This window comes from Flavobacterium araucananum (assembly GCF_002222055.1).
Taxonomy (GTDB): Bacteria; Bacteroidota; Bacteroidia; order Flavobacteriales; family Flavobacteriaceae; genus Flavobacterium; species Flavobacterium araucananum.
The window spans coordinates 20806-44815 of record NZ_MUGS01000016.1; the positions used below are offsets into that span (position 1 = coordinate 20806).

Annotated in this window: 21 protein-coding genes; 4 read left to right on the forward strand and 17 right to left on the reverse strand. The window is 33.9% G+C overall.

The window, feature by feature from the left end:
• Positions 1 to 149 precede the first annotated feature (149 nt).
• The 4 genes from B0A64_RS11320 (at position 150) to guaB (ending at position 4828) form a co-directional block, all read left to right on the forward strand.
• Positions 150 to 1016, forward strand: coding sequence for a hydroxymethylglutaryl-CoA lyase (locus tag B0A64_RS11320; protein ID WP_089479631.1), 867 nt, complete (start codon positions 150 to 152; stop codon positions 1014 to 1016).
• A 79-nt stretch (positions 1017 to 1095) separates the two neighbouring features.
• Positions 1096 to 1647: a hypothetical protein gene (locus tag B0A64_RS11325; protein ID WP_089479632.1), complete on the forward strand. Its 552-nt coding sequence runs from the start codon at positions 1096 to 1098 to the stop codon at positions 1645 to 1647.
• Entirely contained in the window at positions 1644 to 3044 is a 1401-nt protein-coding gene (locus tag B0A64_RS11330; protein ID WP_089479633.1) for a DUF5723 family protein, read from the forward strand. Before B0A64_RS11325 ends, B0A64_RS11330 begins: the two co-directional genes overlap by 4 nt.
• A 311-nt stretch (positions 3045 to 3355) precedes the next feature.
• The gene (gene guaB, locus B0A64_RS11335) at positions 3356 to 4828 is read left to right on the forward strand and encodes an IMP dehydrogenase (RefSeq protein ID WP_089479634.1); all 1473 of its coding nucleotides are present in this window, start codon (positions 3356 to 3358) and stop codon (positions 4826 to 4828) included.
• 59 nt (positions 4829 to 4887) lie between these two features.
• Here guaB and B0A64_RS11340 read toward each other — a convergent pair whose 3' ends face one another.
• The 17 genes from B0A64_RS11340 to B0A64_RS11420 form a co-directional block, all read right to left on the reverse strand.
• Entirely contained in the window at positions 4888 to 5394 is a 507-nt protein-coding gene (locus tag B0A64_RS11340) for a hypothetical protein (protein WP_089479635.1), read from the reverse strand.
• A 136-nt stretch (positions 5395 to 5530) separates the two neighbouring features.
• Positions 5531 to 6676, reverse strand: coding sequence for an FAD-dependent oxidoreductase (locus B0A64_RS11345; RefSeq protein ID WP_089479636.1), 1146 nt, complete (start codon positions 6674 to 6676; stop codon positions 5531 to 5533).
• A 66-nt stretch (positions 6677 to 6742) separates the two neighbouring features.
• The gene (locus tag B0A64_RS11350; protein WP_089479637.1) at positions 6743 to 7333 is read right to left on the reverse strand and encodes a TetR/AcrR family transcriptional regulator; all 591 of its coding nucleotides are present in this window, start codon (positions 7331 to 7333) and stop codon (positions 6743 to 6745) included.
• A 370-nt stretch (positions 7334 to 7703) separates the two neighbouring features.
• Positions 7704 to 8585, reverse strand: coding sequence for a L,D-transpeptidase (locus B0A64_RS11355; protein WP_089479638.1), 882 nt, complete (start codon positions 8583 to 8585; stop codon positions 7704 to 7706).
• Positions 8586 to 8734: 149 nt separating this feature from the next.
• Positions 8735 to 9316 carry a GDP-mannose pyrophosphatase NudK gene (nudK, locus tag B0A64_RS11360; RefSeq protein ID WP_089479639.1) on the reverse strand — a complete coding sequence of 194 codons (582 nt, stop codon included), beginning with the start codon at positions 9314 to 9316 and terminating at the stop codon, positions 8735 to 8737.
• Positions 9317 to 9371: 55 nt separating this feature from the next.
• Positions 9372 to 10643 carry an adenylosuccinate synthase gene (locus B0A64_RS11365; protein WP_089479640.1) on the reverse strand — a complete coding sequence of 424 codons (1272 nt, stop codon included), beginning with the start codon at positions 10641 to 10643 and terminating at the stop codon, positions 9372 to 9374.
• 94 nt (positions 10644 to 10737) lie between these two features.
• Positions 10738 to 11196 (reverse strand): Fur family transcriptional regulator, encoded by a 459-nt coding sequence (locus B0A64_RS11370; protein WP_029268726.1) that lies wholly within the window; start codon positions 11194 to 11196, stop codon positions 10738 to 10740.
• 184 nt (positions 11197 to 11380) lie between these two features.
• A complete protein-coding gene (locus tag B0A64_RS25525) occupies positions 11381 to 11560 on the reverse strand; it encodes a hypothetical protein (RefSeq protein WP_165769796.1) in 180 nt (59 codons plus the stop codon).
• 477 nt (positions 11561 to 12037) lie between these two features.
• Positions 12038 to 14260: a RelA/SpoT family protein gene (locus B0A64_RS11380; RefSeq protein ID WP_089479641.1), complete on the reverse strand. Its 2223-nt coding sequence runs from the start codon at positions 14258 to 14260 to the stop codon at positions 12038 to 12040.
• Positions 14261 to 14777: 517 nt separating this feature from the next.
• Positions 14778 to 16319, reverse strand: a complete 1542-nt coding sequence (locus B0A64_RS11385) for a serine hydrolase (RefSeq protein WP_089479642.1) — start codon at positions 16317 to 16319, stop codon at positions 14778 to 14780.
• 21 nt (positions 16320 to 16340) lie between these two features.
• Positions 16341 to 17132 carry a TrmH family RNA methyltransferase gene (locus B0A64_RS11390; protein WP_089479643.1) on the reverse strand — a complete coding sequence of 264 codons (792 nt, stop codon included), beginning with the start codon at positions 17130 to 17132 and terminating at the stop codon, positions 16341 to 16343.
• 279 nt (positions 17133 to 17411) lie between these two features.
• A complete protein-coding gene (locus tag B0A64_RS11395) occupies positions 17412 to 18497 on the reverse strand; it encodes a phosphoglyceromutase (protein WP_089479644.1) in 1086 nt (361 codons plus the stop codon).
• A gap of 158 nt (positions 18498 to 18655) precedes the next feature.
• The gene (locus tag B0A64_RS11400) at positions 18656 to 19987 is read right to left on the reverse strand and encodes a DUF58 domain-containing protein (protein WP_165769797.1); all 1332 of its coding nucleotides are present in this window, start codon (positions 19985 to 19987) and stop codon (positions 18656 to 18658) included.
• A 33-nt stretch (positions 19988 to 20020) separates the two neighbouring features.
• Positions 20021 to 20635 carry a hypothetical protein gene (locus B0A64_RS11405; RefSeq protein ID WP_089479646.1) on the reverse strand — a complete coding sequence of 205 codons (615 nt, stop codon included), beginning with the start codon at positions 20633 to 20635 and terminating at the stop codon, positions 20021 to 20023.
• A gap of 50 nt (positions 20636 to 20685) precedes the next feature.
• Positions 20686 to 21699, reverse strand: a complete 1014-nt coding sequence (locus B0A64_RS11410; RefSeq protein ID WP_089479647.1) for an AAA family ATPase — start codon at positions 21697 to 21699, stop codon at positions 20686 to 20688.
• 341 nt (positions 21700 to 22040) lie between these two features.
• Positions 22041 to 23231: a hypothetical protein gene (locus tag B0A64_RS11415; RefSeq protein WP_089479648.1), complete on the reverse strand. Its 1191-nt coding sequence runs from the start codon at positions 23229 to 23231 to the stop codon at positions 22041 to 22043.
• Positions 23224 to 24000: a DUF4129 domain-containing protein gene (locus B0A64_RS11420; protein WP_089479649.1), complete on the reverse strand. Its 777-nt coding sequence runs from the start codon at positions 23998 to 24000 to the stop codon at positions 23224 to 23226. The genes B0A64_RS11415 and B0A64_RS11420 overlap by 8 nt, the downstream gene beginning before the upstream one ends.
• Between the last annotated feature and the right edge of the window lie 10 nt (positions 24001 to 24010).

The window sequence follows — 24010 nt, forward strand, 5'->3', positions numbered from 1 at the left end:
ATTACAAATATATGTAATATTTCTTATTATTACACTTTTGTGTAATATTGTCTATTATTACAGTATTGTGTAATAATGTAATTAATGAAAATTATAACTTTTATTTCTTTAAAAAAGAAACTAACTTAGCCTACATAAAAGAATAAGCTTTGAATAAAGAAATCAAGATTATCGAATGCCCCCGTGATGCTATGCAAGGTATCAAAACTTTTATTCCTACTAAAAACAAGGTTTCTTATATACAGGCTTTGCTTAGAGTGGGTTTTGATACGATTGACTTTGGTAGTTTTGTATCTCCAAAAGCGATTCCGCAAATGCAGGATACGGCAGAGGTTCTGGCACAACTTGATTTATCGCAAACCACAAGCAAATTGCTGGCTATAATTGCCAATACGCAAGGTGCCGCAGTAGCATCAGAGCATGAACCTATTCGCTATTTAGGATTTCCTTTTTCGATATCTGAGAATTTTCAGATGCGAAATACCCATAAAACAATTGCTGAATCTTTGGTAACACTTGAAGAAATTCTCGAAATTGCTGATAAGAAAAATAAAGAAGTCGTAACCTATCTTTCAATGGGATTCGGGAATCCGTATGGAGATCCATGGAATATCGAGATTGTTGGCGAGTGGACCGAAAAATTAGCCGGAATGGGCGTAAAGATTTTATCACTTTCTGATACCGTGGGCAGTTCTACACCAGAAGTAATTACGTATCTTTTTTCAAATTTAATTCCAAAATACCCGCAAATAGAGTTTGGAGCACATTTGCATACAACACCCAATAGTTGGTTCGAAAAAATAGATGCCGCTCACAAAGCAGGTTGTACCCGTTTTGATGGCGCTATCCAGGGATTTGGAGGATGCCCGATGGCAACAGACAAACTTACCGGAAATATGCCTACAGAAAAGTTAATCTCATATTTTACATCCAATAAAAAAACAACCGGTCTAAACTCTTTAAGTTTTGAAAGTGCTTATAATGAAGCTTCAAAGTTGTTTGGTAAATTTCACTAAGAAATAGCTATATTTACTTAAGGCAGATAATAAGTAATCACAAAATAACGTTGTTCGTTATTTAGATATACATTAAGCTATGAAAGTAAACTTTATAAAGAGAATTTCTAAGATCCTACTTTTATCATCCGTGTTTTTTTCATGCTCAAGCGATTTAGATTTTGATCAGGCGAAGGATTTAAAATTAGAGCCCGTTTTTGTGGCGAATTTAGCTTATTTTAATGTTTCCGCTACACAATTTGCAAATAGCGGAGGAGGACAAGTAGTATTTGATGAACAGGAATTTGATGCTTTTAAAGACAAATATTTCAGAGAAAATCTGGTAAAGGCAGAACTGGATTTCGAAATCGAAAATACAATAATCAGGGCCTTTACGGTAGATGTAGTTCTGTTGGATGCCAATAATCAAATTCTTGAAACAGACTCCTATCCAATTCCTGCCTATTCAGGAAGTTCAAATATTATAAAATATCCCACTGAAGTTTTCGAAAATCAAAGATTAGAACTCTTAAAAAAAACGGTTAAAATAGCTTTTTTTGTCCGGATGGCGCCCGGACCGGCATTAGACCAAAGTAGCACGGGGAATTTGAAATTACGCTCCGGCGCAACCGTTTATATGGAAATAAAATGAGAAAAATATATCTTATTTTAATCGTCGCCCTTCAGCTTTCCACTTTTGCCCAGAACAAAGAAGTATTATACAATTTTACAGCTATCCCACAATCGTCCCTTGTAAATCCCGGGGCAGATGTTTCGTATAAATTCTATTTTGGTATTCCCGTTCTGTCCGGAGTTTCGGCCAATTTGGGTTCCAGTAGCTTTTCGGCGTATGATCTATTCGCCAATAACGGAGTCGATTTTAATGATAAAGTCAGAAACGTAATTAATAATTCGTCAAGCAAAGACAAAACTCAGGTCAACCAGCAACTCGAATTATTTTCCGGAGGTTTTAGAGTAGGAGGAAAAGACAGCCAGTCTTATATCTCGTTTGGAGTCTACCAGGAATTCGATTTTTTAATGTATGTTCCTAAAGATTTGGCAATATTAGCTTTAGACGGAAATCGGGATTATATAGGGAAATCATTCAATCTCGCCGACTTAAATGTCAGAGCCGAAGTACTTTCAGTCTTTCATGTGGGGTTTCATAAAAAGGTAAGCGAAAAACTAGTCTTAGGCGGTCGTGCAAAATTGTATTCAAGCGGTGCAAATGCAACGTCGACTAAAAATTCCGGATATATTTATACCGGTCAGGCTCCGGGAACTCCCAATGTATACAATCAAATAATAAATTCAAATTTAGAACTTAAAACATCAGGTATTGCCGCTTTTACAAAAGAGGAATATGAGGGGAGTATACCAAGCGATGTTGTGCACAATACTTTTTTTAATGGTAGTTTAGGACTTGGTGTCGATGCCGGACTTACCTATTATTTCAAAGATAATCTTCAATTTACGGCAAGTGTTGTAGATCTTGGTTTTATCCGGCATACTAAAGATATTCAAACCTTAACCTACAAAGGAACTTATAAATACGATGGTGTAAATCCTAGTTTTGATCCTTCAAACGAACCCAAAAATATCTTCGATGAGTTTGACAAAGCCATACCGCGAGATACACTTTATAATAAATACACCACCTGGCGACCTACTAAATTTTATTCGTCACTTCAGTATTCATTTGGCGAATCACGCTCTGGTGAAGAATGCAATTGCAAAGGAAAAATTAATCGAAAATATGTCAATGCAGTTGGTGGGCAATTGTTTGCCATGTCTATGCCTGTAGAACCTTTTGTGGCGCTAACCGCTTTTTATAAACGCAGTATTTTCGAGAAATTAGATTTTAAAGCCACTTATACCTTAGATTCTTATTCGAACAAAAACATAGGTTTAGGACTTTCAGGAACGCTTGGTAAACTCAATATGTACATTCTCGTCGATAATGTGCTGGAGTACAAAGACATCTCAAAAGCCAATAGTATGGCGTTTCAATTTGGGTTTAATTTTGTGTTCCAGAATTCAGATGATTGAGGTGTGATCTTATAATTTTTTATATCATTTTAGATGGTAAAAATAACAATAAGAAGCTATTTCCTGCTGTTTCACTACAAGCACTCTAGCAAAACAACTTTTTTTCAAGGACTTAAAAGAGCTTCCGCTGGTCGCTTTTTAAGTCCGGAAAAAAAATGCTGTTTTGCTTTTCGTGGCTTTTCATTTCCATCAGGGCTAGGGCAGTTTTATTTGTAAGACCTTTCTTGTAAAGTTAAATTTATGAATAAGTTAGTAATCAAGTTTCCAATTTATTCACTATATTTGCACGCAATTCAACTAGAAATTGCAACATGATAGCACACAACTCCAAGATTATCGGCGAAGGTTTAACTTACGACGATGTATTATTAGTACCTAACTACTCGAATGTGCTTCCTCGCGAAGTGAGTATCAAATCAAAATTTTCACGAAATATAACACTAAACGTTCCAATAGTATCCGCTGCTATGGATACCGTTACCGAAAGTTCTATGGCAATTGCTATGGCACAAGAAGGCGGAATTGGTGTTTTACATAAAAACATGACAATCGAGCAACAAGCTGCGAAAGTTAGAAGAGTAAAACGTGCTGAGTCAGGAATGATTATCGATCCGGTAACATTGCCAATGAATTCTACCATTGCAGATGCAAAAAATGCCATGAAAGAATTTGGAATTGGAGGTATTCCAATCGTTGACGAAAACAAAATCTTAAAAGGAATCGTTACAAACCGTGATTTACGTTTCGAAAAAAACGGAGCAAGACCAATTGCTGAGGTAATGACCAGTACAAACTTAGTTACTGTAGCCGAAGGAACTTCTCTTGAACAAGCCGAAGTAGTTTTGCAAGGACATAAAATCGAAAAACTACCGGTTGTTAATGCTAACTATGAATTGGTTGGTTTAATCACTTTTAGAGATATTACAAAATTAACTCAAAAACCAATTGCAAACAAAGACGTTTTTGGTCGTTTAAGAGTTGCTGCCGCTATTGGTGTTACAGGTGATGCTGTCGAAAGAGCTGCCGCATTAGTAGCTGCCGGAGTAGATGCAATTATCATTGATACCGCTCACGGACATACAGAAGGTGTTGTAAATACATTGAAAGAAGTAAAATCAAAGTTCCCGCAAATAGATGTAATTGTTGGTAACATTGCAACTCCTGAAGCTGCAAAATATTTAGTAGCAAATGGTGCAGATGGTGTAAAAGTAGGAATCGGACCTGGTTCTATCTGTACAACCCGTATCGTTGCAGGTGTTGGTTTTCCACAATTCTCAGCAGTTCTTGAAGTAGCTGCCGCTATCAAAGGAACCGGAGTTCCGGTTATTGCAGATGGTGGGATTCGTTATACAGGTGATATTCCTAAAGCAATCGCTGCAGGTGCTGACTGTGTAATGTTAGGTTCATTATTAGCAGGAACAAAAGAATCTCCTGGTGAAACTATTATCTTCGAAGGAAGAAAATTCAAGTCTTACCGCGGTATGGGTTCTGTTGAGGCGATGCAAACAGGTTCTAAAGACCGTTACTTTCAGGATGTTGAAGACGATGTCAAAAAATTAGTTCCGGAAGGTATTGTTGGTCGTGTTCCTTACAAAGGAGAATTAAACGAAAGCATGCTTCAGTTTGTTGGTGGTCTTCGTGCCGGAATGGGATACTGTGGTTCAAAAGATATTCCAACTCTGCAAGAAACAGGACGTTTTGTTAGAATCACCTCAAGCGGAATTACAGAAAGTCACCCACACAACGTTACCATTACAAAAGAAGCTCCAAATTATTCAAGATAATTTTCAGTTTTCTACATAAAACAAAAGGCATAAGAATCTAAATCTTATGCCTTTTTTTATTATTCGTTGATAACCGTAATGCCATTGTTTAGTTCATCAATAATGTTTTGGTTTGGTTCTATTGCTTCGGCTTGAGCGCCGTATTGTATTTGTATAGAACCACCTTTTCCGTTGTATATAAAACCTTGGTATTTATACAGGTAATCATTATAATCTAACTCGCAGGTATAATAGTTTACAGTGATATCGTTAATTTTCTTTTTAGTTATTTTAAGATTTTTAATTTTACCAAACTCTTTGTATTCCTCTTCGATCGTACTTTTTAAATTTTTATCGGTAATAAAATAATCATACTCGCTGAAATATGCGTTTATAAGATTGTACTTATCATGAAATTCAGCATCCCATGATGATGGTTCAGTGCTTTTTATCCAATGATCCGGATTGTACTTAATTTGATAAATTTCTTTTCTGCTAATGTAAGTTTCTGACTTTGAGTCACTTTTTTTTTGTCCCGTCATAGCAAAGCTTGATAGAACAAAAAGAAAAATTAATTTTTTTACCATTGTATATTATTTAAGTATTTCTTTTAAATTTAGAAGTTATCTAAAAGCTAAAATATTAAAATAAAAATGGACTAACGATAAAAATAGTAGTTGTTTTTTTTCAAAAATTAGAATCCGTTTTAGCAATCGGATGAAGTTAAATCCCACCGCGACTATTTAGAATTTTTTCGGTTGTAACATTAGAATGCAGTAGTTTCTCCATTTGATACGTGGTGCGTTGCGCTTCTAAAGCATAACCAAACATTTTTTGTTCATAATCGTCAATTGCATCCTGAATACTTGTAAACGTTCCGCTTGTCAGATTCTCCGTTAGTTGATACGCATCCATTAAACCCATGTTTACACCTTCGCCTGCAAATGGTGGCATCAAGTGCGCTGCATCGCCAACAAGAGTAAGGTCTGAATGTTTTTTCCAGGGCTCTTCTAAAGAAAATAAACGCAAGGGTAAACCTGAAAAATCTGTTGCAACGTTAAAAAAGTTTTTATAATCTTCTCCCCAATTTTTGAATTTTTCATTCAAAAATATCCTTATAAAATCATTGTTTTCAAAATCAAGACTGTTTTCTAAAATCCATTTTTCATTTGCTTTAAACGAAACTCCAAAATGTACAGAACCGTCGCGTAAAGTATGTGTATAGAACATTTTTTCTTCCCCCATTGCCATTACATTTCCATTACCATATTTAAGCTTAAACGCAGGATAATCAAGTTCCGGATTTTCAATTTCTCCCTGAATAATATACGTTCCGGAAAGTTGAGGTTCTTGGTCCGTAACAAATTTTCTGGCGTTTGATCTTCCTCCATTTGCAACAATAACAAAATCTGCGGTTGTTTTAGAACCATTTTTAAATTCTAAATGATATTGTCTGTCCACTTTTTCAATTTCGGTCAATTGGCTGTCCCATATTACAGTATTTTCCTGTAGATTTTCGAGCATCATTTTTCTCAAATCATTTCGGTCTATTTCAGGTCTTTGATAGCCATTTTCTTCAGTTGGCATTTCGTCCGAAGTTATATTTCCGTGCATATCTGCCATTTTCTCGCCCGTTGGTCTTGCATAGCGATAAAACTCCTGCATTAAATTTGCTTTTTGTATTGCTTTTTGTCCAGAATCAGAATGTATGTCCAATGTTCCGCCCGAAGTTCTCGCCTGAGCATTTAGATCTCTTTCGTAAACAGTTACATCGGCACCATTTATTTGTAAAATTCGGGCTGTTGTTAAACCAACGGGTCCGCCGCCAATAATGACGATTTTTTTGTTTGTTAGTATTGAATTGCTCATTGTATTTTTTTTAATTGATATATAGTAGAAGTAGTTTCTTAATTTGAAGTTGCTATTGTTTTAGTATTAAGGCGTAAGTGCTTTTATGACCAGATTAAAGGCTTCATCGCTTATTTTTTTGGTAAAGACAAAAGGTTTTCCAGACATTGATTTTCCTTCTCTGTGAAGTTCTAAAAGAGAATAAAGTGATCCGTAAGCAATACTCCAGAAAACTTCGAATGTAATAGGCAAGAGCTCTTTTTTTTCAATTGCAGTGGTAATGAATTTGCTCATTTGTTCTTTGAAATCTGTCGTAATTTCGGCTAAAATTGCATCGCCATAAGTAGAGTGTTTCAGGAGTTCAAGACATTTGGTTTCCAGTACGAAGTCGAGCGTATATCTTGATCGGTTTTCCCATTGGTTTCTTAAACCATCAATAAAAGACATCTCTGACGAAAATCCAACTAACATTTCTTTAAAGAATTTTTTACCAATATCAATTCCAATTTTACGAATAAGATCTTCTTTATCCGAATAATAAATATAAAGTGTAGCAACCGAAACACCACTTTCTTTAGCCAGTCGGTTCATTCCAAAACCTTCTACACCTTGTGAAACCAGCATTTCGAGTGCTTTTTGTTTTACAATTACTTCCTTATTAATATCTCTTGTTCTCATAATTCAAATTAATTATGATGCAAATATATTAATAATAAATGAACGTTCGCTTATTTATTAAGAAAAGTTTAAAAAGTTTAAAAAGTTTTAAAGGTGTAAAGATGCAAAGGGACAAAGGTTTAATGTAGAGACGCACAGCAGTGCGTCTTACTCAATGTAGATATATTTGAGTTTTAATAAAAAAAATTAAATTTCATTATTGAATAGCTTCCAGCTTTAGCTGGAAAGGGCAGAGTTGAGGTAAGAAAATGGCTTTAGCCAAATTGCTTTTTTACGATTTATCTTAACGCCCAAATTTGGTATAAAAAAAAACTGCTTTTACTAATTCGTCAAAATTGTAAGAGCAGCTTTTTGTCGGAAAATAATATTTTTAAGGAGTTGCAGTTGGTTCTGCTTCTCTAACTTTTTGATTTTCTAAGATCTTTTGTATAAAGGGTTTGGATTGTGTCTCTATTTCGGTTTCAGAAATATCTAGTACCTTTGGATCTTTGGTTAATTTGAGCCATGGTTTTGGCGCGTCAAAATTATAACTTCCAAAAACAATTACCGGAGTTCCTTTTACTTTTACATTTTCTTTATCTTTCAGGATCCATTCATCAGCAAATTTATAAAGGTATTTGGCGTCATTTTCTTGTAATCTTAAACAAGAATGTGAGGCAGGGTATCCAGGCAGTGCATATTCATGAAAACCGACACCCAATTTATTTTCGATATTAAAATTCCACTTCAAGTCCCATTCGTCATTAAAAGTACTCGTTGTTTTTTCGGCTTTCCAGTTCGTAAAAAATAAACCGGTTGGAGTAGGGTCTTTTTTTCTTCCCATATTGGTTGGGCCTGTATAAACTAATTCGCCATTTTCGTACGCAGCAAAGGCCTGAGCAGGATAAGAGAAAATGATAACCTTCGATACTTCTTCTAAAGCTGTTACATGCAAAGGAAATGGAAGATAATACACAATATCACCACTAAAATCTGCCGGAATGACAACGGAGTCTAATTTAATAAAATTTGCTTTATCGGTTCTGTTTATAGCATAAGCAATACGAAGTTTAGTACTGTAAGATCCATTTGTTTTTAGCCATTCTTTGGTTTTTTCAAAATGGTACGAAACAGATTTCGGCTTTGTATGTTCTATTGTTTTTTTTGGTTTTACTTTTTCTTTAGTTTCGGTAGAATCACTTTTTTTACAAGATCCTAATAAAGCTAAAATTAAAAGAAGTAAGATATTTGATGTGTAGTATAACTTTTTCATAAAACTGGTTTTTTTAGTATTGTAAAGTTATTTTAATCATCGCAAAAAATGTTTACACAATTTTTTGAATTGTTTATTTGATTTTCATTCCTTTATAGATAATTTATCTAAAATCAATTTAAAAAGTTCAAGCAGAGATTTTAAAGTACCTATATAAGGTCTTTTATTTTAGCATGTTGCAACAATAAGATCGTTTTAGCATCTGTAATTTCTCCGGATTCAATCATGTCGTACGCCTGATCAAAAGTAAATTCAAGAACTTCAATATTTTCCTGCTCAGCATCTAATCCGCCACCATCATTTACTTTCATGGTTTCGTCATATTCTCCAACAAATAGATACAAAATCTCTGTAACAGATCCTGGCGACATATAGGTTTCTATAACTTTTTGAACTTTTTTTAAACGGTAACCTGTTTCTTCTTCGGTTTCACGAATTACAGCTTGTTCGGCATTATCATGATCCAGAAGACCTGCGCAAACCTCAATCATCATTCCGGTTTTATTTCCGTTAAGATATGTTGGCAAACGAAATTGCCTGGTCAGGATAACGGTTTTTTTGCTTGAATTATACAACAGTATGGCTGCTCCGTTACCACGGTCGTATACTTCTCGAATATGAGATTCTACTTTACCGTCTTTTTTTTGGTAGTCAAAAGTTACTTTGTTTAGTAGGTACCAATTGTCAGATAATAATTTAGTATCGGTAATTTTAATTTCTGGATTTTTCATAAGAAAAAAGTTTTGCATAAAAAAAACGCTCTGGTTATCAGAGCGTTTAGAGTTGTTATTTTGTTATTGTTTGTTTTCTGTCTGGCCCAACTGATACAATTTTAATTGGCACTCCAACTTCTTTTTCAATAAACTCAATATATTCTTTTAGCTCAACAGGCAATTGCTCATAAGTAGTCAATCCTGTTAAGTCTGCTTTCCATCCTTTAAATTCTTTATAGACAGGAGTTACGTTTTCCGGCTCGATGTTATAAGGAAAGTGAGAGATATTTTGTCCTTTATAGTTGTATTCTGTACAAACTTTCAGTGTTTCGAATCCTGAAAGAACGTCGCCTTTCATCATCATTAATTGTGTAACTCCGTTTACCTGAACAGCATATTTTAACGCTACAAGGTCTAACCATCCACAACGTCTTTGTCTTCCTGTAACAGATCCAAATTCGTTTCCAACTCTTGCCATAGTAGCACCAACTTCGTCAAAAAGTTCAGTCGGGAAAGGTCCGCTACCAACACGGGTAACATAAGCTTTAAAAATTCCGTAAACCTCTTTGATTTTGTTAGGCGCAATTCCTAAACCTGTACAAGCTCCGGCAGCAGTAGTATTTGATGAAGTTACAAAAGGATAAGTTCCAAAGTCAACATCTAATAATGAACCTTGTGCTCCCTCGCATAAAATAGATTTACCTGCTTTTTGAGCCTGGTAGATATATTCTTCACTGTCAATAAAATCTAATTTTTTTAATTCTTCGATAGCTTCAAAAAACTCTTTTTCAAGTTCAGCTAAGTTGTATTGAATGGCAACATCATAAAAAGCAATCATTGCTTCATGTTTGTCGGCCAATGCTCTGTAACGTTCTTTAAAATCTTCTAATTCGATATCTCCAACACGTAAACCGTTTCTACCGGTTTTGTCCATATAGGTAGGACCAATTCCTTTAAGTGTAGAACCAATTTTTGCTTTTCCTTTTGATGCTTCAGATGCAGCATCAAGTAAACGGTGTGTAGGTAAAATTAAATGTGCTTTTCTTGAAATGATCAGTTTACTTTTGATATCAAGGTTAAATTTGGCTAAACCTTCAATTTCTTTTTGAAAAACTACCGGATCTATTACAACACCATTACCAATGATGTTTATTGATTTTTTATGAAAAATTCCAGAAGGAATGGTTCTAAGAACGTGTTTAATTCCGTCAAATTCTAATGTATGTCCTGCGTTTGGTCCTCCTTGAAAACGTGCAATAATGTCATAATTAGAGGTAAGAACGTCTACAATTTTCCCTTTACCTTCATCTCCCCATTGTAATCCTAATAATAAATCTACGGTCATTCTGTTTTAATTTGCGTTGAGGCAATTTGAGTTGCCCTACTGATTAATGTAGTTAATTTTCTTTTTTTTATTTTTAAAATAATGCGTTTCCGGATTATTGTTTTTGCTTTTTGTTTCCGTAGAAATACAACGAATGATTGGTGATTTCAATATCAAATATTTCTTCGATTGTTTTTTTGATGGTTTGAATTCTTGGATCGCAAAATTCGATTACCTCACCAGAGTCAGTCATGATAATATGATCATGCTGTTTATCAAAATATGATTTTTCGTAGTAAGCCTGATTTTGCCCAAATTGATGTTTTCTAACCAAAGCGCAGTCTAACAATAACTCGATCGTGTTGTATAATGTAGCTCTACTCACACGATAGTTCTTGTTTTTCATCTTGATATATAAGTTTTCTATGTCAAAATGCTCTTCGCTATCGTAAATTTCCTGAAGTATAGCATAACGCTCAGGAGTTTTGCGATGCCCTTTTTGCTCAAGATACATTGTAAAAACATTTTTTACAATTTCTTGATTCCTAGTGTTGTCAGTTGAAATGAGTGTCATATCCGGCAAAGATAAATTTTTATTTTTAATGAATAAAAGTTTCGGGTTTAAAGTTTAACGTTACTGTCTGTATTTGATTCGTAACAATGCATCAAATACAGGCATTTACAACATTAAATTTTAAAAAATACAAATAAATTTAATTAACATAATTATTTTTATTTATGATAAAACTAACAATTCTTTACGTAGTTTTAGACATATACATGTACCAATTCCATTCCCGGGTTTTTCCTTTGTCATCAGACATAGCCTGACTCCAGACAGGATTAAATAATCTTACGGTCATTTCTTCAAAAGGTTCTCCATCTAAAGTCGCCAGAAAATTATCTATATTACCTATCACGTTTAAAATCTTATACATTTCTTGTGTTGAAGGAAACTCAATCCATTCGGTACAATTGGCAAATCTCTTTTTTAATTTTTTATTCAGAATAACTGATTTTCCCTGAAAAAAGTCAAAATCATCTTTTGAAGAAGATTAGGAAGCAACAATTATAAGCGCTCCGTTTTCGTCAAAATTTACTTTTGGAATTTCTATTTCTAAGGAATCGTTTATCGTGAAAAAATATTTATATCAATAATTTAAGTAAAATAACCCGTTGGGTGTAATTAATTTTAACACATAGAAACATAGACTCTGGCTTCTCAAAAAAGGCGTTTCACTTAGTTAAAATGCACAGAGCTTGGCTATGTGAAATAAATGTGTTTTTCTTGTATTCTTTTTTATGTATAAAATCTATGTTTCTATGTGTTAAAAAAAATATTTAATAACACACCCAACGGGTTAAAATATTCACAATGTGGTATTCTCCTTTTGACTTTAAGACTTTAAACTGATTTAGGTTCTGTATTCTCTGGTGACTTTATCAACACCATCGATTTTTTTAATGGCATTAATCATCTTTTTCAAAATAGTATTGTTTTGAACAATTACTGCAATCTGACCATGAAAAATTCCGGCATCTCTACTTAGTGAAATGCTCTGAATATTTACGCTCATATTGTTCGAAATTACCCTTGTTAACTGATTCGTAAGTCCTAATACATCCATTCCGGTAATGTTGATAATGGCTTTAAATTCTTCCTGAGAAGAATCAATCCATTTGGCACTCATAATACGGTAAGCATAATTAGATTGCATGCCAATCGCATTAGGGCAATCTTTTTTATGAACTTTGATTCCTTCGTTAATCGTTACAAACCCAAATACATCATCGCCCGGAATTGGGTTACAACATGGCGAAAGTTTGTAGTCGAGTTTGTCATGCTCTGTACCAAAAACAAGCATATCATAATTGCTGCTGATAACAGGTTTATGAATATCCTCTGAAGCGGTAGTGTCTTTATTTCGTTTAATTTTATTTTTGAAGAAATTGATAAACGAGTTGCTTTTTTGCGCCGCATAATCCTTTAACTGCTGATTTTCGATCGCACCAATACCAATTCTGTAAAATAAATCTAAACTGGTTTTAAGTTTGAAAAAGTTTACCAATTCATTGATAACCTGTTCGTTGATGGTTATTTTTAAATGCTTTAGTTTTCGGGTAAGTAATTCTTTTCCTTCTTCGGCTATTTTTTTGGTGTTCTCATTCAGAACGTTTTTGATCTTATTTTTGGCTCTTGAAGTCGTTACATATTCTAACCAGTTTATAGTTGGTTTTTGGTTTGCAGAAGTTATCACTTCGACCTGATCGCCACTTTTTAGTTCGTGATTTAAAGGAACCAAACGGCCATTGACACGGGTTCCTCTGGTTTTAATTCCGATCTCTGAGTGAATACTAAAGGCAAAATCAAGTGATGTAGCGCCTTTTGGCAGGGATTTGATTTCTCCTTTTGGGGTAAAGACAAAGATTTCTTTTGAATATAAATTCATTTTAAAATCTTCGACAAAATCCACCGCATTGGTTTCTTGATTTTCAAGCGCTTCACGAAGCAAATTCAGCCAGACATCTAAACCGCTTTCTTCTGTTGCTCCGTTTTTGTATTTGTAATGTGCTGCATAACCTTTCTCTGCAATTTCATCCATACGCTCGCTTCGAACCTGTACTTCGACCCAACGGCCTTTTGGTCCCATCACGGTAATGTGCAAAGCCTCATAACCGGTTGATTTGGGAGATGAAATCCAGTCTCGTAAACGACTCGGACTTGGTCTGTAATGATCTGTTACGATCGAATAAATTTTCCAGGCAACAAATTTTTCGTCGTGTGTATCTGATTTGTAGACAATTCTTAAAGCAAACTTGTCATATACTTCGTCAAAACTCACATTTTGAGCCCGCATTTTTCGACGAATCGAATAAATAGATTTTGGGCGTCCTTTTATGATATAATCGATAGCCTCATTATCCAGTGATTTTTTTAAAACATCCGAAATATCTTTGATATAAGCATCCTGTTCTTCTTTAGTCTCTCTAATTTTGCTTACAATATCATTGTAAACGGCAGGTTCTGTATATTTTAACCCTAAATCTTCCAGTTTAGTTTTAATATTATAAAGGCCTAAACGATGGGCGAGAGGGGCATAAATATAAAGTGTTTCTGAGGCAATTTTGGTCTGTTTGTATTCTGCCATCGAATCCATTGTTTGCATATTATGCAAACGATCGGCTAATTTTATTAAAATTACACGAACATCATCGTTCAGTGTCAGAATCATTTTTCTAAAATTTTCTGCCTGCATGGAAGCATTTAGATCTTTTTGAACCAGTGAAATTTTAGTTAGACCTTCAACCAATTGTGCCACTTTTGGGTTGAATAATCGCTCAATATCTTCGACGGTCACAGGAGTATCTTCGACAACATCGTGCAATAAAGCCGCGGCAATAGAGGTGGCTCCCAAACCAATTTCAGAAGCTACAATTTTTGCAACTGCAATAGGATGAAAGATATACGCTTCGCCAGATTTACGCCTTTGCTCTTTGTGTGCATCTACTGCAACATCAAATGCTTTGCGGATCAATTTTTTATCGGTAGGACTTAAGGTCTGATAACTAATTCGAAGTAATTCTTTGTATTCCTGCGCAATTGCTTTATTTTCTTTCTCAATATCTATTTCTATCATAACGGCATGGTTCAAGTACTAAAAATAGCAATAAGTTTGAACATACGCAAGGGAATGAAGAGTTGATTTTAGATTTATGATTTCCGATTTTCTAAGTTTAAGTGTAGTCCCTAACGGGACAAAAAAGCAAAGATAGAATAAGATGTTTTACCAATATGTAATCCCTAACGGGATTTTTTTTCGGAAATTAATATTGATATAAAAGCAAATATTGTTTGTACAGATAATGCTCCGTTAGGAGTTACATGTCGGTAGAAATAAACAACCACACCACAAGATGATGTCCCTTAGAGCAATCTCATTAAGTTGAGAAAAAATAGATAAAAATGATTGCTGATTTTTGAGTAACGATTTTTGAGTTCAGATCTTTGAAACCCAGAAAATAGATGATATTAGTATTTAGCAACACCAAATCAGAAATCTTTAATCGTTAATCTTCAATCTAAAATCCCTTAACTTAATGACATTGCCAGTAGGGACTACACAGATTAATGCACTCAATCTAAAATCTAAAGCTTTACTGTATTTTCGAAAAATCTAAATCCTGAAAATCATAGCTAAAATCAGTTAGTGAAGAAATTGGCAGCATTTTTAGATTCGCAACCTTTCCTGTTTCATCGTATTTAAAAAGCAAATGCGCATCTGCGTGAAAAAAGGCATTATTCCATTTTACTACATAATTTCCATCTTTATAGAAAAATACTTCGCCTGCAAGTTGTGGCGAGCGTTTTGATGCAAAATAGACTTTTCCTTTTTTCTCTGTTATGGTAATTTCTCCAAACCAATTGTCTTTGTAGGTACCTGTAATTTTGGCGAGATCCGTTTTTAGTTTGTCTTTTTTATTTTTTGCAACGGTAGCCCAAACTTCATCAGTAACTTTATCTGCAGATTCTTCATTGGCTTTCATTCGGTTACTGTAAACGGTTACATAATCATCAGATTTCACGCCCAAATAACTGTCTTTTATTGTATTGGTGATGGCATTAAAAGCCGCTCCTGATTGTTGATTGGTCAGGACAATAATTCCTAAACCTAATTCAGGTATCAAAGTTGTTTGTGTTACGTTTCCTTCTAAACCTCCGGTATGTGAGACTTGTTTGTATCCTTTTATATCACTTAAAAACCAACCCAAACCATATCCGGAAAAATGGGTATTGTATGGTGCTTTTGTTTTTGCAGGAATAATGGTTTGCAGTTGCCACATTTCGTCGTGTTCTTTCTCTGAAAATAATTGTTTGTTATCGCCGTATTTACCGTTGTTGATTTGCAAAATTGCCCATTTGCTTAAATCATTTACGCTTGAATAAATTCCTGCTGCTCCATCAAAAAGCTGATTTTCGTAGCGTTTTATGGTTTTTAGTTTTCCATCAATCGGGACATGAGGTGTAATGACATTTGTGGTATCTTTTAACCGTTTTACAGAGGCCACACTATTGCTCATCTCCAGAGGTTTCATGATGCGCTCTTCGACAAAATCTGCCCATGTTTTTCCGCTTACAATATGTACAATTTCACCGGCGATTATATACATCAGATTATCATAATCGTATTTGGTTCTAAAACTAGAAACGGGTTTTAAATATCTTAGATTATGTACAATATCCTGTGCTTTAAAATCGCTGCCATCAGGCCAGATCATCAAATCTCCGGCACCAAGTCCCAGACCGCTTCTGTGGGTTAATAAATCACGAATCGTAAATTCCTGGGTTACATAATCATCATACATTTTAAAATCCGGAAGATATTTTACGACTTTATCGTCCCATTTTATTTTGCCTTCATCTACCAGCATAGCAAGTGCAGCAGTTGTAAAAGCTTTACTGTTTGACGCGATGCCAAAAAGTGTATTTGCATCTACTTTTCGTTGTGTTACAACTGATTGTACACCGTAACCCTTTGCAAGGACTACTTTTCCGTCTTTTACAATTGCAACGGCAATTCCGGGCACATCAAATGCTTTTATGGTACGATTTACCAATTCATCTACTTCCTGATTCGTGATTTGAGCCGAAACTGAAAAACTAAATAATAATACTAAAATTGATAATTTGTAATTCATAGGAAGATAGTGTTTGGTTTTTTAATTAAATCCTCTTTGACGTTTGGCTTCAAAAATTAAAATTGCTGCTGCAACCGAGACATTCATGCTGTCTATTTCGCCCTGCATTGGAATTATAATATTCTGAGTTGCGGCATCACGCCAATCCTGCGTTAGTCCTGTAGCTTCTGTACCCACAACCAAAGCTGTTGGAGTAGTAAAGTCCTGTGTATGATAAGATGTTGAATTCTGTAAAGTGGCGCAATAAAAATCAATCTTTTTTTCTTTCAAAAAAGCAATGATCTCAGCGGTTGTTCCTGTTGCGATTTGGTTTGTAAAGAGACAGCCAACGCTTGAACGAACAATATTTGGGTTGTATAAATCGCTTTTAGGATTTGCAATTAAAACAGCATCGAGATTTGCAGCATCTGCGGTACGCAAAAGTGCCCCTATATTTCCTGGTTTTTCCGGTGCTTCGGCAACAATAATTAGCGGATTATCAGATAATTTTAAATCAGATAATGACATCGATTTTGTTTTGGCGATTGCCAAAATACCTTCGGTTGTATCGCGATAAGCTAGTTTTTGATAAACTTCTTTGTTGATTTCGATAAGTTGAACCGGTGTATTTACCAGTTTGCTAATCTGATTTTCAGTAACCAATTCCGGTAAAAATAAAACAGTCTCTATTTCGTAACCACCCTTTATGGCCAATGAAATTTCGCGTAAGCCTTCAATCAAAAATGTTCCGGTTTGTTTTCTGGCTTTTGCCTTTTCTTGTAATAAAACGAGTGATTTTATAAATGGATTTTGTATCGAAGTAATTTGTTTCATTTTTTTTAAGGCTCAAAGTTGCAAAGGTTCAAAGGTACTGAGTTTTTTCTTAAAAGTTACAAAGGTTTTAAGTAGAGACGCACAGCTGTACGCCTTTGTTTGAGAAAAAAAGTTGCCACGAATTACACGAATTCCCACTAATTCTTTTTTTTGTCACAGATTAATTGATTTATAAAGGATTTTCTAATCATTTTAATCCTTTAATCTGTGGCTAAACTTTTGTCGCGCTAAAGCGTAATATTAATTCGTGGAAATTCGTGCAATTCGTGGCAAAAAATATTATTTCTTAGTTACTTCAGTAATCTCATCAGCAACGGGATGTGATGTTGTAAACGTATATCCCATAATTTTGGCAATAGTTTGTGCGATTTGTTTTTGGTACAATTGCGATTCAGTTTTAATTTCGCCTTTGGCTGCGATTTCAGGTCCAATGGCAGCAAACCAAATTTGCGATGCACCTGGAACATCTGCGCCATGATCTGTCCACTGTGTTTTTGTTTTGTCTCCGCGACCGTGATCTACGGTGATCAACAAAGTAGTTTTGTTTTTATATTGCGGATCGTTTTGTACAAAATCCCAAATTTCTTTAATCCATTTATCTACCTGATTTGCAGCATCAAGATATGATCTGTAATGTCCGGCATGTGCCCATTCATCCGTTTCTCCGTAAGCGATATATAGTACTTTTGGTTTCTTGGTTTTTAATTCATCCAAAGCCTGATAATGGGTAAAAACATCCAGACATTCATCTTCATGAAAAGGTTTAAACGAATTATTACGCATTTCATTCAATAGTTTTTGTGTTGTTGTTGGTTTATTTTCTCCCACATTATCAAAAGCCGAAATTACCGGAAAACCGCTTCTTTGTTCGTTTAAAATTCGATCAAAAGCATCCCACGCGCCAAAAGCAGCAACTTTGCCTTTTAGTTTTGATTGTTGGTTTAAAAACTCTAAAACATTGACATTTGGGTTGGCTTTATAACTATTGGAGTTTACTGCAACATCTACATTTCCGGTCATGATTTCGCTATATCCGGGATAACTAAACCAATACGGATTAGAGACATCTACTTTATTGCCTAAATCGCGATTGCCATAAATCTGACCTTTTGTAACAATTTCTGACCATAAAAAGGGCATAATTTTTTTGCGTGATGCTGCAAAATCTGATCCTGCATATTTTTTATAAATATAGGTACTGTCGCCCTGATTGAATTTTTTATCGTTGGCAATTGCGGGATCAATTCCTTTAAAAATTTCCTGCCATCTAAAACCGTCTGTGGTTATAATGATAATGTTTTCTGTTTTTTGTGCATGAGACAAAAAGCTGATAAATATGATTACGATTAAAATTACTTTTTTCATTTTAGAAGAGATATTAGATTAAAGTTGAGGGGTTATTTTAAGGTAAATATTTCAAAACTAAATAATATACTTCAAATTAAAAAAAGAGTTGACAATTCATTTCTTTATGATAACTCTAATTTTACAAAAAAAATATTTAACACATAGAAACATAGATTTTACAAAATTCCTCTTGCCTTAATCTCCAGATATTTATTGATAGCATCCAAAGTCAGGTTTTCAGGTTGGGTAAGAACTGAATGTATTCCGTATTTTTTAAGTTCATTTGTAATTAGTCGTTTTTCGAACATGAATTTCTCGGCAATTACTTTGTCATAAACTTCCTGAATGGTGTCTGTTTTTTTATTGATAATCGCATTGAGTTCTGTATTGCTAAAAAAAACGACAACCAACAAATGATTTTTTGCAATTCCTTTTAAATAGGGTAATTGACGGTTTAAACCATCCATGGTTTCAAAATTTGTATACAAAATAATCAAACTTCTTTGATTGATGTTTTTCTTGATATCAACATACAAACGACTGTAATCACTTTCAAAAAAATCTGTTTTGATGTTGTATAATGTTTCCAGAATTTTTTGCATTTGCGAAGACCTTTTCTCCGCATATACACGGTTTTCTACTTTTTTAGAGAAAGCAAAAATTCCGGCTTTATCTTGTTTTTTTAGAATTACGTTGGCTAAAACCAAAGTAGAGTTAATCGCATAATCCAGTAAACTTAATCCGTCAAAAGGCATTTGCATCACACGGCCTTTATCAATTGCCATATAAACCGATTGTGATTTTTCGTCCTGAAACTGATTAACCATCAAAGCATTTTTCTTTGCTGTTGCTTTCCAGTTTAGAGTTCTAAGATCATCGCCCTGAACGTATTCTTTAATCTGTTCAAACTCCATTGTGTGACCAATGCGGCGAATTTTCTTGATTCCGTATTGGTATAAGTTATTCGAAAATGCCAGTAAATCGTATTTTCGTAACTGAATATAAGACGGATACGTTGGTACCATTTTATCTTTATCGAAAGAGAATCTTCTCGAAATTAGTTTTAAAGGAGAGGAAACATAGACATTCAAATATCCAAAATAATATTCGCCACGTTGAGTTGGGCGTAAATCATATCCAATTTCTTTTTGTTCAGAGGCTTTAATTGTTTTTACAAGTTTGAAATCACGTACTTGAAACTGAAACGGAATTTCGTCTATTATCTTAACTGAAATTTTAAAAGTATAGAAGTTTTTTATTGTAATTTTTACCGGATTTAAGTCACCGTTCGAAAGTTTTTCGGGTGTTATTCGTTCTGCTTCGATTCCGGTTTTTGTTGCATATAAAATTAAGATATCAAGTCCTAAAAAAGTGACTAATATGAGCACCAGAAACCAAACAGCATTGTATAAATTCGGAAAAATAAAAGCGCAAACAAATAGTCCAATAATGCCTAAAAGCACATAGAAAAAGAAGTTATTAAGGTAAAGGCTTTTTATGAATTTCACGTTTTTATAGTTTCAGGTTTAAAGATATTTTTATTATATTTTAGTAAAGCTTTTATAATCAAAACCATCTAAAACGGCTATTTTCCAGATTCCATTTTCTTTAACTGCGGTTACTTTATATTTGGGAGTTTCTTTCCATTCTGTCCAGGTCCAGTAAAAAGCAGCTGTATTATTCTGAATCTTTAAATCGTTTACTTTTAGTGTTTTCCAATATGATTCCGGATTGTCCTGACAATCACACCAAGGATTACTGTCAGAACCATAAGGAGGAAGTTCTCCAACAAAATATTCTACCTTTTTGGTTTTAAGATTATCACCAATTTTTAGCGCAATTTTATTATAATTGTCAATAAATTGTTGTGCAAAAAAATTAGACTTTTTAAGTTCATCCAATATTTTCTGGTGTGTTTTTGTATTTAATCCAATATATTTATCTCCTTTTTTATTTGCAACAACATCAAAATCACTTTGTGTTTTTTTTGTTTCGATCCATTCATAGGTTTTCCTGATCAATGTTTCGAGTTGTTGTTTGTCACTTGCAAAATAAAATGCAGAATTTGTTTTTTGCAAAGACATAACATCCATTGGTTTAAAACTCACCAACGAAATACAAATAAGAGACAAAAAGAATAGTTTAGAAAATTTCATCAAAAAAGGTTTAATATTTAAGACTTGAAAACGGAGACTAAGACTTAAAACTATCTCGGGATCTCTACTGTTTCTATAATTTGTTTGATAATTTCGGCGCTGGTAATTCCTTCCATCTCACGTTCCGGTGCTACAATAACACGATGTTGTAAAACCGGAGTTGCAGCTTCTTTAATATCTTCTGGAGTAACAAAATCACGTCCGCGAATGGCTGCAAAACCTTTAGAAGCATTCAGGATCGCGATTGAGGCACGTGGCGAAGCTCCTAAATATAAAAAGGCATTTTCGCGCGTGTTTACTACGATTCTGGCAATGTATTCCAGTAAATTTTGTTCTACCCTAATTTGTTTTACTAATCCTTGGTATTCTTTTATTTCTGCTGCCGAAAGAATGGTTTTTATAGCCTCTAATTTTCCGTGATCCTGCAATAAATGCTCTCTTTGAATGATTAAAATTTCTTCATTCAGTTTTGGATAATCGATAGTAATTTTAAATAAAAAACGGTCTAATTGTGCTTCAGGCAAGCGATAGGTTCCTTCTTGCTCAATTGGGTTTTGAGTTGCAATTACCAAAAACGGTGTTTCAAGTTTAAAAGCAGAACCATCGATAGTTATCTGACGTTCTTCCATAACCTCAAAAAGTGCTGCCTGTGTTTTGGCCGGCGCACGGTTTATCTCATCAATTAGAATTAAATTAGAGAAAATAGGACCTTTTTTAAATTCAAATTCAGAATTTTTAAGATTAAAAATCGAAGTTCCTAAAATATCCGAAGGCATTAAATCCGGTGTGAACTGAATTCGGCTAAAGCCAATGTTCAACGTTTTAGACAATAATTTAGCTGTAATGGTTTTGGCAACTCCCGGAACACCTTCCAGCAAAACGTGTCCGTTTGATAAAATCGCAACCAAAAGCTGATCGACCATTTTATGTTGTCCCACAATAACAGTTTCAAGTTCTTTCTTGATACTATTTACGTGCTCTAAAAGTGGTCCCAGGTTTATTCTCGTTTCAAAATTCACATTTTCATTTGTGATTCCGTTTTCTGTAGTATTGATATCGTCCATTTTTGGTGTGTTTTCTTGGTTATTTTTTTGCCACAGATTAAAAGGATTAAAATGATTCTTCTAATCTGTGCTAATCCTTTTAATCTGTGGCAAATATTTTTTATACTAATGTAAAATATTTTCTATTTGTTGATTCTTGTTTTTTTTACCACAGATTTGAATGATTAAAATGATTCTTCTAATCTGTGTTAATCTTTTTAATCTGTGGCAAATATTTTTATACTAATGTCAAATATTTTCTATTTGTTGATTCTTATTTTTTTTTGCCACAGATTTGAATGATTAAAATGATTCTTCTAATCTGTGTTAATCCTTTTAATCTGTGGCAAATATTTTTTATACTAATGTAAAATCTTCTCTATTGCATCATTTATTCGCAATAAATCTTCTTCAAGACTTCCGTGATAACTGTTTCGATGTTCGTTGATCAAAAATACAAGTTTTTGAATATCAGTTTCGTCTTTTCCGGTTTTATAATGCAGTTTCTGAATAAAAGTATCGTCTAACTTTGTTGTATCGATCAAATATTCAGTTCGTATTTTTTCTAAGAAGTAAATGATCTTTTTATCAATAATATTATTGTGATCGCCTTCCTGGTAATATAAATTTCCGATGGTCTTAGTAAAATCAACGGTTAAGTTTTGCAAAGGTTTCAGGATAGGTACGATACGTTGTTTGCGTTTGGCATTAAAAATAATAAAAATCAACATTCCGATTAAAAAGAAATACCAAGCCCATTTTAATCCGGGTTGACTTAAGATATAACGCAAAGGGGAGTCAGAAATACTTTCGTTATTTTGCCCTTTTGTGTACCAGAAAACATCGCCTTTTGGTAGATACGACAAAACATTTTCGACATATTGATAATGGTCTTTTTTAAGCAAATTAAAATTTGTAAAAGCCGCAGGTTGTGTGTGCAAATAAAAATAACCTTGTCTGTATGGAACTTTTATGTAATTAATATGTCTTGGTTTTGATCCCTGATAGCCCAAAACAGAAGTGTTCAGGGTATCTATTTTAGAGAAATAGTCGTCTACTTGTTGGGCAAATTTATATTTCTTAGTTTTTTTACTGGTTGTAAATACTGTCGTATTGCCTTCGTATTGAAAATCAGATTTAACTTCGACTTTTAGGGTATCGAGTAAATATTGCGGAAAATTTTTCATGCTTAAAAAAGCACTGTTTCCGTGCGATACAAAATAAAATATTTCCTTGATCGATTGCTCGTCAATTGTATTGGCTTCGGATATGTTGATGAAGGTACCTTTTATTTTGTAGTTTTCTACAAGTGTATCGTCATTATATTTTGAATCTAAAAACTCATAAGGGGTTACGGTCGAAATTCGTTCTACGGGTTTTTTAAAAAGACCATTAATTTCTTTATCAAAAACAAATAATCCGTATGGGATTTTGTCGTTGACAGAGTAAGTTGGTCTCCAATCGATAGGTTTGGGCTTGTTGTGATCTGATATTAAAATTATAGCCAGAATAAGAACCAGAACAGCAATGTATATTTTGATACTTTTACTCATTACTAAAGGTTTTTATGGCATTCTTAAATCGGTTTTCGGCTTTTGTAAAGGAGGTTTCATCGATTTCGAATTCGCCATACCAGATATAATTATATAAGTAAGATAAATAGGTGAACTCTTCCTTATGAACCGGTCTTTGAAGTTCATAGAGATAATCAGAATTTGTTTTTTCGATGTCCCATTCTATATAATGATTTTGTGCCATTACTTTTAGCAACCATAAATAATAGTACCGAATAACAATTCTTTTTTCGCCGGATTTAAGACTTTCCTTAATTAGTTTTTCGAAATCTAAAAGATGAATGTTCTTTTCGATATCAGAATAGTAGATGGTTCTTTTGTTCGAATTTTTTCCAAAAATCCATTGTCCTTCTTTATTAATTAAAGCTTTTGCAATGAGATAAATTACAAATACAATAATTAAAATTGCTATTGTTTTTAATAAAATAGCAACAAAATTGAGTGAAGCCTGAGAGGTTTTAAAATGAAAAAGATTTCTAAAAATGCTTGCAAGCCAACTTAAAAAACGTTGCCACAAAGTTTTTTCAGGAGCTTTACGTTCATATACAAAATCTGAATCTGAATATTTTTTTTTGAAATTTTTAGAAAAAGTTTTGGTATCTACAGTACTGGAATCAATTTGAATGTCTTTCTCGGTATATTTTACAGAAGTTTTTATAGACTCGGATTCGACTATAGCCAACGAATCCTGAGCATGCGAGATACCAGATAAAAAAAGAAAGGATAAAAGGATAAAAATTCTATTCATTATTGGTTTC